The 13,425-nt window shown below is 70.1% G+C and carries 14 protein-coding genes; 8 read left to right on the top strand and 6 right to left on the bottom strand.

Translation table 11 applies throughout. From position 1 onward, the window contains the following. Nucleotides 1-437: 437 nt before the first annotated feature. The 3 genes from WME90_RS14720 (at nucleotide 438) to WME90_RS14710 (ending at nucleotide 2,519) form a co-directional block, all read left to right on the top strand. Complete coding sequence (locus WME90_RS14720) at nucleotides 438-773, top strand: transcriptional regulator (protein ID WP_437276428.1); 336 nt, start codon at nucleotides 438-440, stop codon at nucleotides 771-773. Next, nucleotides 770-1,330, top strand: coding sequence for an RNA polymerase sigma factor (locus tag WME90_RS14715; RefSeq protein WP_437276427.1), 561 nt, complete (start codon nucleotides 770-772; stop codon nucleotides 1,328-1,330). Before WME90_RS14720 ends, WME90_RS14715 begins: the two co-directional genes overlap by 4 nt. A gap of 382 nt (nucleotides 1,331-1,712) precedes the next feature. Then, on the top strand, nucleotides 1,713-2,519 hold the full coding sequence (locus WME90_RS14710) for a phage antirepressor N-terminal domain-containing protein (protein ID WP_437276426.1): 807 nt from the start codon (nucleotides 1,713-1,715) through the stop codon (nucleotides 2,517-2,519). Between the two features lie 69 nt (nucleotides 2,520-2,588). Here WME90_RS14710 and WME90_RS14705 read toward each other — a convergent pair whose 3' ends face one another. Next, nucleotides 2,589-3,659 (bottom strand): IS1 family transposase, encoded by a 1,071-nt coding sequence (locus tag WME90_RS14705; protein WP_437283612.1) that lies wholly within the window; start codon nucleotides 3,657-3,659, stop codon nucleotides 2,589-2,591. 631 nt (nucleotides 3,660-4,290) lie between these two features. On the opposite strand from WME90_RS14705, the gene WME90_RS14700 reads away from it, so the two are divergent. Both WME90_RS14700 and WME90_RS14695 read left to right on the top strand, forming a co-directional pair. Next, nucleotides 4,291-4,623, top strand: coding sequence for a transcriptional regulator (locus tag WME90_RS14700; RefSeq protein WP_437281739.1), 333 nt, complete (start codon nucleotides 4,291-4,293; stop codon nucleotides 4,621-4,623). 62 nt (nucleotides 4,624-4,685) lie between these two features. Beyond that, nucleotides 4,686-5,180: an RNA polymerase sigma factor gene (locus WME90_RS14695; protein ID WP_437281738.1), complete on the top strand. Its 495-nt coding sequence runs from the start codon at nucleotides 4,686-4,688 to the stop codon at nucleotides 5,178-5,180. 469 nt (nucleotides 5,181-5,649) lie between these two features. Here WME90_RS14695 and WME90_RS14690 read toward each other — a convergent pair whose 3' ends face one another. Beyond that, nucleotides 5,650-5,961, bottom strand: coding sequence for a hypothetical protein (locus WME90_RS14690; protein WP_437281737.1), 312 nt, complete (start codon nucleotides 5,959-5,961; stop codon nucleotides 5,650-5,652). A 403-nt stretch (nucleotides 5,962-6,364) separates the two neighbouring features. After that, nucleotides 6,365-7,483: an IS1 family transposase gene (locus WME90_RS14685; RefSeq protein ID WP_437281736.1), complete on the bottom strand. Its 1,119-nt coding sequence runs from the start codon at nucleotides 7,481-7,483 to the stop codon at nucleotides 6,365-6,367. Nucleotides 7,484-7,767: 284 nt separating this feature from the next. On the opposite strand from WME90_RS14685, the gene WME90_RS14680 reads away from it, so the two are divergent. Continuing rightward, a complete protein-coding gene (locus tag WME90_RS14680; protein WP_437281735.1) occupies nucleotides 7,768-8,100 on the top strand; it encodes a hypothetical protein in 333 nt (110 codons plus the stop codon). A gap of 152 nt (nucleotides 8,101-8,252) precedes the next feature. On the opposite strand, the gene WME90_RS14675 is transcribed toward WME90_RS14680, so the two are convergent. From WME90_RS14675 to WME90_RS14665, 3 genes are read right to left on the bottom strand one after another with little or no spacing between them, the layout of a single operon-like run. Further along, nucleotides 8,253-9,176 (bottom strand): hypothetical protein, encoded by a 924-nt coding sequence (locus WME90_RS14675; protein WP_437281734.1) that lies wholly within the window; start codon nucleotides 9,174-9,176, stop codon nucleotides 8,253-8,255. Further along, nucleotides 9,173-10,333 carry a PEGA domain-containing protein gene (locus tag WME90_RS14670; RefSeq protein WP_437281733.1) on the bottom strand — a complete coding sequence of 387 codons (1,161 nt, stop codon included), beginning with the start codon at nucleotides 10,331-10,333 and terminating at the stop codon, nucleotides 9,173-9,175. Before WME90_RS14670 ends, WME90_RS14675 begins: the two co-directional genes overlap by 4 nt. Then, entirely contained in the window at nucleotides 10,330-11,925 is a 1,596-nt protein-coding gene (locus WME90_RS14665; protein ID WP_437281732.1) for a protein kinase domain-containing protein, read from the bottom strand. The genes WME90_RS14670 and WME90_RS14665 overlap by 4 nt, the downstream gene beginning before the upstream one ends. Nucleotides 11,926-12,143: 218 nt before the next feature. Between WME90_RS14665 and hisB the strand changes: the two genes are divergently transcribed. Then, nucleotides 12,144-12,731 (top strand): imidazoleglycerol-phosphate dehydratase HisB, encoded by a 588-nt coding sequence (gene hisB / locus WME90_RS14660; protein WP_437281731.1) that lies wholly within the window; start codon nucleotides 12,144-12,146, stop codon nucleotides 12,729-12,731. A 3-nt stretch (nucleotides 12,732-12,734) separates the two neighbouring features. Then, nucleotides 12,735-13,415 carry an imidazole glycerol phosphate synthase subunit HisH gene (hisH, locus tag WME90_RS14655; protein ID WP_437281730.1) on the top strand — a complete coding sequence of 227 codons (681 nt, stop codon included), beginning with the start codon at nucleotides 12,735-12,737 and terminating at the stop codon, nucleotides 13,413-13,415. Nucleotides 13,416-13,425 lie beyond the last annotated feature (10 nt).

The raw sequence follows: 13,425 nt of genomic DNA, 5'->3' as shown, positions 1-13,425 counted from the left end.
AGCGCGCCAGTTGGATCACCACGCCGCACCGCACCGTGACGGCCCACACCGGCGCCCGTCATGGGCCGAGGCGCACGGCAGCCGAGGGAAGGCGGCGCCGATCTGGCGCCCAGCGTAATTTTGAAGGGAAGCCCAGATGCGGACCTGGGCTTCGCGACCCGAGCGAGGTCCTCGGGAGATCGCGACCTTGCCGGCGCGTCGAGCTCGGGCGCTCGGGCAGATCGCGACCTGGGCGAGCGCCTGACGACAGGGGTCGGTTCAGGTCACGTTCTCGACGGTACCCCCGCGCTCAGGTAGTGGTCGCGTTTGACCCCTCCGCCTGATTGAGGTGGTCGCAGTTGGATTCAGGACCGTAGGCTCCGGCCGAAGTAGTGCAGCCCGCGGGTGTCTCACCACCCCGGGCTGCGTGGCCGAACCCCGATTCCGCGAGGTCCGACATGCTGACCGTAGTCCGTTCGCCTTCGGGCGAGCAAGGCGGAGGTGCGCCCGCGCGCCGCCGCCGAACCGCCTCCTGTCTCTCCCTCACCCCCACGCAGCGCAAGCGCCTCCGGGCGGCGCTGAAGAACCTGCGCGTCGCGTACGGGTCGTGGTCCTGCCTCGCCGAGGTCATGGGCGTCTCCGTCGCATGCCTTGAAGGCATCGCCCGCGGGCGTGACCACGGCTCGCCCGGGACCGCGCAGCGCGCCGCGAAGGCGGCAGGCATCACCGTGGAGCAGCTCCTCGGCGGGCTCGCTGCGGCCGACCGCTGCCCGACGTGCGGGAGGAGCGGGTGAAGCGCCCGCGGAAGGTGGCGAAGAGCCAGCCTGCCGCACGACACCCCAGGAAGAAGCCGACGATGGAGGCGATCCTCGCGGAGCGCGGCATCGTCCTGGCGACGCTCGCCGGCATCCCGCGACGCGACCGTCGCGACGTGGAGGCCGAGGTGTTGCTCAACGCCTGGAACGCCGTCCGCCGGGGGATGTACCGGCCCGACCCGCGGGACAAGCCGCGCGACGCGCTCCGCAAGTGGCTCCACGGCATCGCGTGGCGCCTCGCCTCGCACTACGTCCACAGCGCGTGGGCGCGCCGCGCCGTGCTCCATCCGTCGCCGCTCGGGTTGCTGCGCGAGCCCGTCGGCATCGACATGCACGCGCAGATGGAGGCGCGTGAGGTGCTCGACGCGATGGCCGAGCTCCCGGACTGGCAGCGGGACGCGCTCCTCTCCGTGGACGATCCCGAGAGCCTTGCCGCCTACGCCCGACGGCGCCGCATGAACCCGCACACAGCGGCGAGCCGGCTCCGCATCGCCCGCGAGGCGCTCGCCCTCAAGCTCCGCAGGTGGCGACGCTGAGCAGGCCCGAGAAGCGGCATGCGCCTCGCGCCCAAGCTTCCCGGATCGACCAGAAGCGAATGTTGCCAAGCATGACATCTACGTCATGCCTGGCGAAAAAATTTGCGCACCGGGCAAATGTATAGGATGACCTCGTCCGAGCCGGTTCTTCCGAACCGCGTCTCGCTGTGGTGCGCGATGGGCCCTCATGCCGATTCACGACATGGGTGTACAAAAGGAAAAACCCCAGGGCTGGCACCCCCAGGGTCTCCCCCGCCGCGTTACCGCAGCTCGACGGCACACCGCGCCGTCTACACAGGGCACGCCCTATCACAGGGCATTGCCTCGCGCAAGTGGTGTGCCGTCAGTTCACCGTCTCCATGTGGGACAAGGGAACCTGACGATGAGTCGACGAGGATCGAGTAGAGGCCGGAAAGGCGCTGAGAAGCGTCCGGCCGAGCTGATCAAGTTCAACTTCTACGGGGACGAGCTCGACGTATTCCAGGCTGGAACGTCGACGCTCGTGTCTATCCGGCGCATATGTGAAGCCATCGGGCTCGGATACTCGAGCCAGCTCCAGAAGCTGCGGGCTGACGAGTCGGTCTGCGTGACGATGATCGTCACGCAGATGCCGGGGGACGATCAGGCCCGCGAAATCGCATGCGTCGACGTGCGCTCCCTCCCGCTCTGGCTGGCTACCATCCACCCGAGCAAGGTCAGCCATCACATCAAGGACAAGCTCATAGCCTACAAGCGCGAGTGCGCCGAGGTGCTCGCCGACCACTTCCTTGGTCCACGCGGACCGAGGATCGATGAGCGCCTCAAGCGAGCCGAGGCTGAGTGTGAGACCCTCCGGGCTCGGCTCGATCTTTTCGAGTCGCATGGCTCTGGACTGATTGGCAAAGAACGCGCGAATCATCTAATCCTTGCGAACCTCCGCGCGGCGTCGCGGCGTGCCTGCATCACGACGGGCGATACATCTCAGACTACGTTCCAGCGCGAGTTCAAGAAGCGCGAAGATGAGCTCCGGAACCATGTAGGATTCCCGAGGGAGCTCGCGCACTCGTGGGGCAATTTGCCGATCACCAAATGCGGGGATGCCGCGCTCAAGGTGCTCGAAATATTGGAAGCTGATCGCCGCAGAGCAACGCCGGAGATCGATACGCAACTTGACCTCTTTGGGCCATCATATGATGCGCTGCGCGCATAATAGACAGTTGATGCACCGCCATAGAGACGCCTCACATGGTGCTGTGCTGTTCCTGCGCTCGGATCTACGCTAATCGAACAGGCTCAACTGGACCATCCTGCGCGGCCCTGGCGCGGGCGGGGGCTCTGACGGGGGCGGGGGATCAGGCTCCACCGCTGGCTTCGCGACTGGCAGCGGCGTGGCGGGCGGCGGCTCTGGTGCAGCAGGCGCCGCCGCCCCCGGCCCGCCCTTGACCAGCCGGAGCCACCCGGCTCCCGTCTTGACCTGCCGGACCGGCCCGGTCTGCGCGGGTAGGGTGAGCGCCTGCGGGACGGGCGGCGCGGCGGCAGGCTCCGCCAGCGCGGCCCGGATCAGATCCTCGACCGACCAGAGCTCCTCGACGAGCCCAGCAGCCATCCCCGGCGACACGCGCAGCGACGCGTGGATCCTCGTCAGGTTGTAGGCGCAGACCGAGAGCGCCACGGCGGCGCGGTGGCTCCGCTGCGTCTTGCTGAACGACAACGCAAGCCGGCGCTTGCGCCCGTTGATGTGCCGCGCCGTGAGGTGGTACCGCTCCACGCCGGAGGTGCTCATCCGTTTCGGATCGGGCGCGCCGAAGACAGCCGTCTTCCGGATGAAGTGCGCGTCGCGCGCCGGCTCGTACTTGTGGTCCGGGCTCTTGCTGTAACCGTACTGCTTGATGACCTGCGCGTAGTCGGCGCAGCCGCGGAACGACGCGTCCACGGCTGGGATGTACACGGAGAGGCCATCGCTCGTGAGCTGCGGGACGACGAGCACGCGGGCCCGCAGGTCGGCCAGGAACGCGTCGGTCGTCGCCTGGTCGCGCTTCCCCACGGCGAAGGAGATCACGAGCTTCGACCGCCTCGCGAACGCGGTGAAGGTGAAGACGTCGCCGTACTCCGCCGGGTCCTCGGCCGTCACGCGCTTGTCCTTCTTCGCGATGAAGGACCACTGCTCATCGAGCTCGATGTCGGGCTCGCACAGGCCCTGCACGAGGCGGTTGTGCAGGCGCGCGCAGCCCTCGCCGAGTTCCACGGCGAAGCGCAGGATGGTGCTCTTCGCGACGCCGGTCTGGCGTTCGACAGCACGCACGCTCGTCCCCTCGACCAACGCGGACGCGATGCGCACGCGGGTCTCCATCGGAAGCACGTTCGGCACGGCCCCTTGCCTCTCTCCGAACGGGGGCGCATGCTGCACATGCGACGTGCGCAGGGCGGCCCTACCGCTCGGCGTTCCGCAGCCTCCTTCCGGGGTCCAGCCGGAGGGAGGCGCCTTGCTCAGGACCTAAAATAGCATTGCAAGCCTATGTTTCCCGGCTTTTCTGCGAAGCTAGGACACGCGTTGTCATAGCCGCAGTGCTGGATCCATCGGCAAACGTAGGGCTTTCGCGTCGGTCAAGTGGAGCGAGCATTCAGCGTGACGCGGCTCGTCCTCGGGGCGGTCGGGAGCCATGGCGGGCGCCTGGGGATGGCGTGGCGGAGGGGTGCGATGCAGGGGGAGGCGAGGCGCTTACGGCGAAGTGGTCGCAGTTGGCGCGGGGTGGTCGCGTTTCAGGCAAACGCGACCACTACCCGCGCTCAAGCGTCCTCCCAGATCGCGACCTGCCGGAACGCCGAACGACGGGTGGTGCCCTAGTTTCCCTGCCGCTGCCCCAGTTTGACTCCGGGTCTCGCGTGAGCGGCTAAGGTCGGCCGTAAGTAGTGCAGCCCGCGACGACGGCAATCGTCCGGGCTGCGTGGTCCGACCCCGAACGAACCGGAGCCGAACGCCCATGCTTGTAGCTGTACCGCCTCCTGGCGGGCAAGGCGGAGGTGCGCCCGCGCGCAGCCGCCGACCCGCTTCCTGTCTCTCACTCACACCCACCCAGCGCAAGCGCCTCCGGGCGGCGCTGAAGAACCTGCGCGTCGCGTATGGTTCGTGGTCCTGCCTCGCCGAGGTCATGGGCGTCTCCGTCGCGTGCGTCGAGGCCATCGCTGGCGGGCGCGACGCGGGCTCCCCGGCGACCGCGCAGCGCGCCGCGAAGGCGGCGGGCATCACCGTGGAGCAGCTCCTCGGCGGGCTCGCTGCCGCTGACCGCTGCCCAACCTGCGGGAGGAGCGGGTGAAGCCCCGGCGGAAGGGGGCCGGACGCCCGCCTGCCGCTCGACACCCGAAGAAGAAGCCGAGCATGGAGGCGATCCTCGCGGAGCGCGGCATCGTCCTGGCGACGCTCGCCGGCATCCCGAAGCGCGACCGCCGCGACGTGGAAGCCGAGGTGTTGCTCAACGCCTGGAACGCCGTCCGTCGGGGGCTCTACAGACCAGACCCTCGGGACAAGCCCAGGGACGCGCTCCGCAAGTGGCTTCACGGCATCGCCTGGCGCCTCGCCTCGCACTACATCCACAGCGCGTGGGCGCGCCGCGCCGTGCTTCATCCGTCGCCGCTCGGGTTGCTGCGCGAGCCCGTCGGCATCGACATGCACGCACAGATCGAGGCCCGTGAGGTGCTCGACGCCATGGCCAGCCTGCCGGACTGGCAGCGCGAGGCGCTGCTCATCGTCGATGCACCCGAGGCGCTCACCGCGTGGGCGAGGGCCCGCCGCATGAACCCGAGCACGGCGGCGTCCAGGCTCCGCATCGCGCGCGAGGCTCTGGCGCTGAAGCTGAAGAGGTGGCGGCGCTGAGCAACGTCGACCCAACAAAACAGAAGCGGCGCCGCTGGCCGAAACCATGGCGCCGCCGCTGCCGGCCCGAACTAGCGAGCCGTGTTGTTGCTAGAGGTCGCTCCTCCGGATCCGCCGCGGGCACGGCGCAGGATGCGGACGGAAGCGTCCCTCAGACGGGCTCCGGCGCGTGAACGGCGCCGGTGCCACGGGGTTGTGGTTCTGCGACTCGGGAGCCTGCTGCTCCTCGGTCGCGCCTAACAATGCCGAAACGGTGCGTCTGCGCATGCGTGCGCCGACCCTTCTCGCGAAGCCTGTTCGCGAGTGATGGCGCCTTGCGCGCACCCGTTCGAGATGCTACTTCTCGAAGCACGTGAGCGTTCCGATCGGTCCCATCCCAGGGCCGGCGGGTGTGCGCAAGAAGCCTGATTCAATGAATCCGGCCCAGAGCCGTCCAGATGTTCCACCATCTGGACGGCTCGAAATTTTTCTACAGCATGTCCCCCTTCTCCAAAAGAAGAGGGCCGGCTGTGTACGTCATGACGCCAGCGTGATCCCTCTCCGAGGTCAGGAGCAGGTTGCCGTCGATGCCCGACTTGTTCACGTTCTTCGTGACGCCGGCCATCACGCCACTCATCCCGTAGTTGTTCTCCAGGTTCAGGAGATCGCGCAGTTCACTGATCGTGATGACGCCGTGCTCCCTGATCCTGCGCAGCGCCTTCACCTGGAGCGGCTTCTGGATCACCAGCGAGACGAAGGTCGCCCACGCCGTTTCGGCGTCCACCTGAGTCGCGGGAGGCACGACCCGTCCGCGTCCACCTCTGACGGGCGCAGATGGAGCCGCGGGCGGCTCCGGCGCACGCGGACCACTCGCGGGGGTTGTCGCAGGCTGGTTGCCTGCGAGCATCTGCGAAAGGCGGATCGCGTCCTCTAGGGTACCAACCTCGATAGAGCCATTGGGAAGAACTCGGAAAGACATGCGAGCGACCTCTGCGCGAGAGGTGTCTAGCACTCACAAATCTCAGGTCAAGGCACGTGCCAGAACATGCGCCCGACTTACGCGCCGGTGCGCGCTGTATACGCGAATAGATCCAGCAACAACGGATCTTGGCCGCTTCGCACGGGGGCAATCGCACTAACGCACAGAAAAGCACAAACTCACAATTTTTACATTGACATATTTGCTGATGTATGATTGTCCGCCGCTACTTGGCGCCGTCGGGCGGTTCGCCGAAGAGCGACAGCTGCACCATCCTGCGCAGTGCGGGCGGCGGATCTGACGGTGGCGCGGGCTCCGGCTCTGGTGAAGCGCCTGCGAGCGCGGTCGGTGCCACGGGAGGCGGCTGCGGAGCAGAGGGTGCCGACGGAGCGGAGCCGCCCGGGAGAACCCGCAGCCATCCACGCCCGCCGGGGAGCGCCCTGGCGGTGCCATCCGGCTTCGGGATGGCGAGCGGCTGCGGCTCCGGCCTCTCGCCTGCGGGCTCCTCCAGCGCGGCGACCATGAGTTGCTCCAGCGTCCACACGGTGTCCGAGATGCCCGCCGCCATCGCCGGGGTGACCCGCATGTTCCGCGAGATGTGGCAGAAGTTCGTGTAGAAGTAGTGCAGGCTGGTCGCGGCCCGGTGCCGCGTGAGCTTCTTGCTGAAGGCGAGCGTGCGGCGCCGAAGTCGCGCGTTCCACTGCCGCGCGGTGAGGTTCGACCTCTCTATCGCGTAGGTCGTCGCCTTCGCTGGATCCGGCGTCCCGAAGACGACACGCTTCTGGATGAAGTCGACGCCGCGTTCGACGGCGAACTTCTCCGACGTCCCCGGCTTGCCCGGGCGCGCGGTGAAGTTCTTGACCGTCTGCATGTACGGCACGGCGCGCCCGAAGTTCGCCGCGATCGGCTGCGCGTAGAGGCCGAGCCCATCGGTGGTGATCTGCGGCATGACCGTGAGCCGCGCGCGCACATCCTCGACGAGAGCATCGGCGCTCTCCTGGTCGCGCTTCCCGACGTGCCATGCGATGATGAGTTTGCTGGTGCGGCAGATGGCCGCCCACGTCCATTGCTCGCCCACACTCGCCGCGTCGTCCTTCGTCGCGTCGACCTTGTTCTGGCGCTTGCGACACCACGAATGCTGCTCGTCTAGGTCTACGAGCGCGCACGTCAGATCGCGCACCAGCCGGTCATGGAGACGCGCGCAACCCTCGCCGATCGCCTGCCCGAAGCGGCCGATCGTGTCCTGATGGACGCCGGTCATGCGCGACGCGGCGCGGATGCTGGTGCCGTTCACGAGCGCGGCCAACACCTCTAGCCGCCGCTCCAGTGGGAGGACGTTCGCCATGGGCTTGCACCTCTCCGGACGCGTGCCCATGATCGCAGCGCGACGTGCGACGGGTGGGCTGCCATCCGGCGTTTCGCAGCCTCGCCTCGGGTACCAGCCGAGGCGAGGCGCTTTGCCTGTCCCACCAAGGTAGCACCGAAAGCCTATGTTTCCCGGCCTTCCCGCTACGATGGGACAACGCATGTCCTAGCCCGTGTGCGCGTTTGCAGCCTGTTTGAAGGGTCTTTCGCGTGATGGCGCGCAGGCGTCGTCGGGGAGCGCGAAGCCCGTGGTAGGGTCGCCGCATGCGAGCACGGCTCATCCTCGAACACGGCGGGCACGCCATCACGAAGCGCGTCGAACTCCCGGAGGTGCCCGCTGTCGGTGCGGTCGTGCTTGCGGAGCGCGAACGCAGCGTGGTCAGCGTCGAGCACGACGCGGCGCGCGTGGAGACGGACCTCTATCTCCGCGAGGACGCGCTTGATCTGAAGGCGCAGACGATCCCGGAGGCGCACCTCGCCTACATCGACCTGATGAAGGGGGGCGGGTGGGAGGTGGAGGACGATGTCGCGCTGACGACCTTGCTGCGGCATCAGGTCGACCAACAGGACGAGGACGAGCCGATCGAGTTGAACTGAGGGGTCACGCCGTCAAGCGGTCAGCGGGCCGTCTGCCCTAATTAGGGCACCACCGAACGACGACCGTCGAGCCAGGTCACGTCCTTGGCGGCACATGGAGCTCGACCGCTTTCCCAGATCGCGACCTGCCGGAACGCCGGACGACGGGCGTCTCAGGGTTTCTCGGATCCCGACGCCGACCACGGCCCGCACGTCGGCAGGCCCGCGGTCTTCTGGGCGCACGCGGCCGTCACCGGGGACGTCACGACGGCCGCGATCTTGCCGGCCGCCACCTGGTCGCACACGGCAGGCGGCAGCTGGATCCGCCCGTCGTCCTCCACGCGGAAGCCGTCGGCGCCGCCGGCGTCGAGCGCCACCAGGCAACGATCGCCGTCGTCGCAGATCCCGTCGCCCACGCCGTTCTCCGGCGCGGGGGTCTCCAGCGCCACGTTCAGCGGGACCCCGACCTCGCCCGCGATGGAGCACGCCGCGTCGAGCTCCGCAGGCGCCGCGCCCTGGAGGCAGGCCGTCACGTCGAAGCAATCGCCGTCGCCGTCGCCGTCGCCGCCACCGTAGACGCTCCCGGGCGAGTAGTCGGGCAGCGCGCTCGCGTCGATCGCGCTCGGCACACACGCCCCGGCGACGCAGGTGTGCCCTTCCGAGCAGACCGTGTTCACCACATCGCCGCTCCCGTCATCGTGGCCCGATCCGTCGCAGAGGAAGTTGAGCGGCAGCGTCAGCAGCGCGACGCGGTTCTTCGGGATCCTCGTGTTCGCCTCGCGCAGGATGCGCACCGCGCCGAGCTCGCCCTCGATGCGGGCGCTCACCTTGACGTGGATGGCGTCGCCCCCGCCGTTCGAGGAGTAGAAGCCGATCGTCGCCGGCAGGAGCGCGGCGGCGTCGGGCTCGCCAAGCCGCTCGTAGGACGCCGAGAACTTGGGCGTGCCGCCCTCGAACACCTGCACCTGGAGGGCGCTGAAGTCCTTGGGCACGGCGAGATCCGTCGGGACGGCGAGGACGATCTCGTCCGGCGGAGAGCACCCTCCGCACGCGGCCGCGACGAGCGCGGCGAGCGCTGATCGAGCGACGGCGCTCATCGGCCACCCCCGAACGGGATCGTGAAGGTGGCGCCGCCCCGCCGGGACAGGGCGACCGAGCCGGGCGACGTGCGGCCTTCGACCGGCGGCTCCGGCCCGAAGACCCCCGTGGCGACAAGGACCGCGCCCGCGAGCACCAGCGCACCGCCGCCGATCCAGAGCCAGGTCTCGACGTTCCCTCGCTTGGGCTGCGCCACCAGGGTGACCTGCACGCGGCGCGTCTGGTTGTCCTCGATCATCACCTCGGACTGGTGCGTCACCATGCCGGACGCCGTGACGCGGAGCGCGTGACCGCCGCTCGGTACAGGGCCGTCGTAGCCGCCTCGGCCGACCACGCGACCATCGATGGAGACGACGGCGTCCGGCGGCGCCGCGACGATGAGGCGCCCCTGGTGGACCTCTCTCTCCAGCGTGGCCTTGACCGTGACCGCGCCGCCGCCCGGCACCTGCTGGGAGACGTCGACGTCCTTGAAGCCCTTCTTTGTCACCCGGATCTTCCGGGTGCCGACGTCGAGCAGCACGGGCTCGCGCAGCGGCGTCTGGCCGACCTCCTCGCCGTCGACGAAGACCGTGGCCCCCGCCTCGCTGGCCTGGAGATCGAGCTGGCTGACGTAGGCCTTCGTCGCCTCGATGAGCGCCGCGGCGTCCTTGCGATCCTGCTCCGTGAGCTGGGGGCCGGCGTCCCGGAGGAGCTTCTCGACCGTCCCGAGCAGGCGCGCGTAGCGCTTCAGGTTCTTCTGGCAGAGCGCGATGTTCCAGAGCAGCCGCGGGTCGCCCGAGAGCTCGAAGGCGCGCTCGAACTTGATGATGGCGTTGCGATGATCGCCGTCGTTGAAGAGGATCCGCGCGGCCTCGTACTCGGCCTTGGCCTCGCCGGTGAGCGTCGCGGACAGCGGCCCCTGGACAGCCGGAGCGCCCGCGGCAGGCGCCCCCGCGGCAGGCGCCGGCTGCGCCCCCGCCGGCGCGGGCTGCGCCGCGGCCGGGGCCTGCGCCCCCGCCGGCGCGGGCTGCGTCCCCGCCGCGGGCTGCGTCCGCGCTGGCGGTGGCTGCGCGCCCGCGGGCGCGAGCGCCGTCAGCGCGGCGCCGCCGAGCGCGACCGCGGCGCCGATGCGCAGGCTCCTGCTGCTCCACAGCGGGAGCCGTTTGCTTCCTGTCATCTGGGCTTACCTTTGTCGTTCAGCACATCGAAGGGGCTGGGGCTGCCGTTCCCCTGCGGCGCGGCGGTCGCGGGCGGCGCGGCCGCCGGCGCCGTCGGGACCGAGGGCGCCGCCGTGGCCTTCGGCCGAGGCGCCGTGGCGACCGGCGCCGCGCTCGCCCTCGCGGTCGGGAGCGGCGCCGCGGTGACCACCGGCGCCACCGTCGAACGCGGCTCCGCGGTCGCGGACGGCTCCGCGGTCGGCGGCGGCTCCGCGGTCACTTCCGGAGGAGCGACCTGCGGGGGCGGGGCCGTCGTCGCGGGCGGCGAGGGCTCGGCCGAGGCCGCTGCGGCCGAAGGGCCGGCAGCAGGGGCCTCCGCGCCGCCGTGGAACGTGACGAAGCGCAGGATCCCGCCCACCACCACGGCGGCGCCCACCACGGCGAGCGCGAGCACCACGCCGCTCCGCCTGCGCCCCCCTGTCGCGGCGCCTCCGGCCGTCCAGCCAGCCGCGGTGCCCGCCGGGCCGGCCGCGTGGGAGGCCGCGGCGCCCGCCGTCGCGCCGGCTGGCGGCGCGGCGCTCTGCCGCGCCGTCGCCGCGGGGACGGCGCTCGCGCGATCCTGCGCCGTCTGCCACGAGGGCGTGCTCATGCGCTCGCGCACGGAGCTCGCCCGGTCACGGAAGGAGACCGCGGGGACGAGCCCCAGCGTCCGCTCGATCCGCTCCAGCGAGGCCAGCGCGAGCGGAGGGCCGAAATCGACGATGGCGCCCGCGAGCTCGGCGACGGACTTGAAGCGCTTCGCCGTGTCCTTCTCGAGGCAGCGCAAGATCGCGGCCTCGAGGCCCGGCGGCAGGTCGGGCCGGAACGTGCTCGGGGCCGGCGGCGGCTCGGTGTTGATCATCAGGATGAGCTCGGACAGCGAGCTCGCGTCGAAGGGGACGCGCCCCGTGAGCAGCTGGTAGAGGATGGCGCCCAGCGACCAGATGTCCGCGCGCGCGTCGACCGTGCGCGCGGAGCGCATCTGCTCGGGCGCCATGTAGAGCGGCGAGCCGAGCACCATCGCCGTCTTCGTCAGCCCGAGCTCCGGCTCGACCCCGGCCGCCGACGGGTCCGCGAGCGCCTTCGAGATGCCGAAGTCGAGCACCTTCACCATGCCGCTGCCGTCCGCCGCGCGCGTGAGGAAGAGGTTCGCCGGCTTGAGATCGCGGTGGATGATGCCGGCCGCGTGCGCCTCGGCGATGGCCTCGCAGGCCTCGAGCACGTAGCCCACGGCCTCCTCCAGCTCGAGCGGGCCGCGCCGCCGCAGCGTCTCCAGGAGGTCGCTCCCGTCGAGGTATTCCATCACCATGAACGGCGCGCCCGTCTCGAGCGTGCCGACGTCGAGCACCCGCGCGACGTGCTCGCTCTTCAGGCGCACCGCCGCGCGCGCCTCGCGCACGAAGCGCTCGACCATCTCGTCGTTGGCGCCGGGATGGAGCAGCTTGATGGCGACCCGCTGGTGGAGCTGCTCGTGCAACGCGGCGACGACGACGCCCATGCCCCCTTGCCCGAGGATGCGCTCGACCCGGTATTTCCCCGATAGAACTTGACCTTCGGCAACCGGTGCGCTCACGGACGCTCCTGCGCTGGGGCTGCCTCGCGGGCGCCACCACCGCCACGTTATCCAGGGGGCCACCTTATGCCATCCGACGCTGGCATCCAAGGCCATTGCCGGGTCACCCCGTGGGTCTCGTCGGGCATCGCGCGTCGGGCATCGGGTCTGTCATGGGGATCGCTCTGCTCCCCTGGATCGCGCTCGCGTCGCCACCAAGCGCGACTACCCTATGCGCCATGCCCCGCACCGCCAGCGTCGAGCGCAAGACGCGCGAGACCGACATCCGCATCGAGATCGATCTCGACGGCCAAGGCCGCTCGTCGATCAAGACGCCGCTCCCCTTCCTCACGCACATGCTCGATCAGATCGCCCGCCACGGCCTGTTCGATCTCACCATCCACGCCGAGGGCGACGTCGAGATCGACGGCCACCACACGACCGAGGACTGCGGCATCACCCTGGGCACGGCCGTGCAGAAGGCGCTCGGCGACAAGGCGGGGATCGCGCGCTACGGCGAGGCGACGCTCCCCATGGACGAGGCGCTCGCGCAGTGCGCGCTCGACCTCTCCGGGAGGCCGTACTTCGTCTGGCGCGTGCCGCTGCCCAAGGCGAAGCTCGGCACCTGGGACGTCGAGCTCGCCCCGGTGTTCTTCGAGGGCTTCGCGCGCGGCGTCGGCGCGAACCTCCACGTCCGCCTCATCGAGGGGGACAACCTGCACCACATCGTCGAGATCTGCTTCAAGTCGTTCGCCAAGGCGCTGATGAAGGCGACCCGGATCGAGCCGCGCGTCGCCGGCATCCCGTCCACAAAGGGGAGCCTCTGAGCCATGCAAGCCATCGCGCTCGTCGATTTCGGTATGGGCAACCTGCGCTCCGTGGAGCGGGCGCTCCAAAAGGCCGCGGAGGACGGCGGCGTGCCGTGCGCGGTGACGCGCACGGGCGATCCGGAGATCATCGGCCGGGCCGACAAGGTGGTGGTGCCGGGCCAGGGCGCGTTCCGCGACTGCGCCGCGGCGCTGCAGAACGGCATCGGCGAGGCGCTGCGCGCCCAGATCCGGAAGGGGACGCCCTACCTCGGCATCTGCCTCGGCATGCAGGCGCTCTTCGACGCGAGCGAGGAGGCGGAGGGCGCTCGCGGGCTCGGCGTGTTCCCCGGCACCGTCAAGCGCCTCACCCCGCAGCCGAGCGCGGCCGAGCCGGACGCGGCCGCCGGCGCAAAGCCCTGGGTCGGGATCAAGATCCCCCACATGGGCTGGAACCGCATCGCGTTCGCGCGCGAGGTGGAGGGCCCGCTCGGCGTGTTCGCGGGCGAGCGCCCCTTCGTTTACTTCGTTCACAGCTACCACGCCGTCCCGCTCGACCCTGCGCTGGTCGCGGCCACGACGGAGCACGGCCCGCACCGCATCACCGCCGCGATCGAGCGGGACAACGTGACCGCGACGCAGTTCCACCCCGAGAAGAGCCAGGCCACCGGCCTGCGCCTGCTCGCCCGCTTCCTGAGCGGCTGACCTCGCGGCT

It is taken from the genome of Sorangium sp. So ce375 (genome assembly GCF_051473855.1).
GTDB lineage: Bacteria > Myxococcota_A > Polyangia > Polyangiales > Polyangiaceae > Sorangium.
This window is presented reverse-complemented; position numbering and strand designations above follow the sequence as displayed.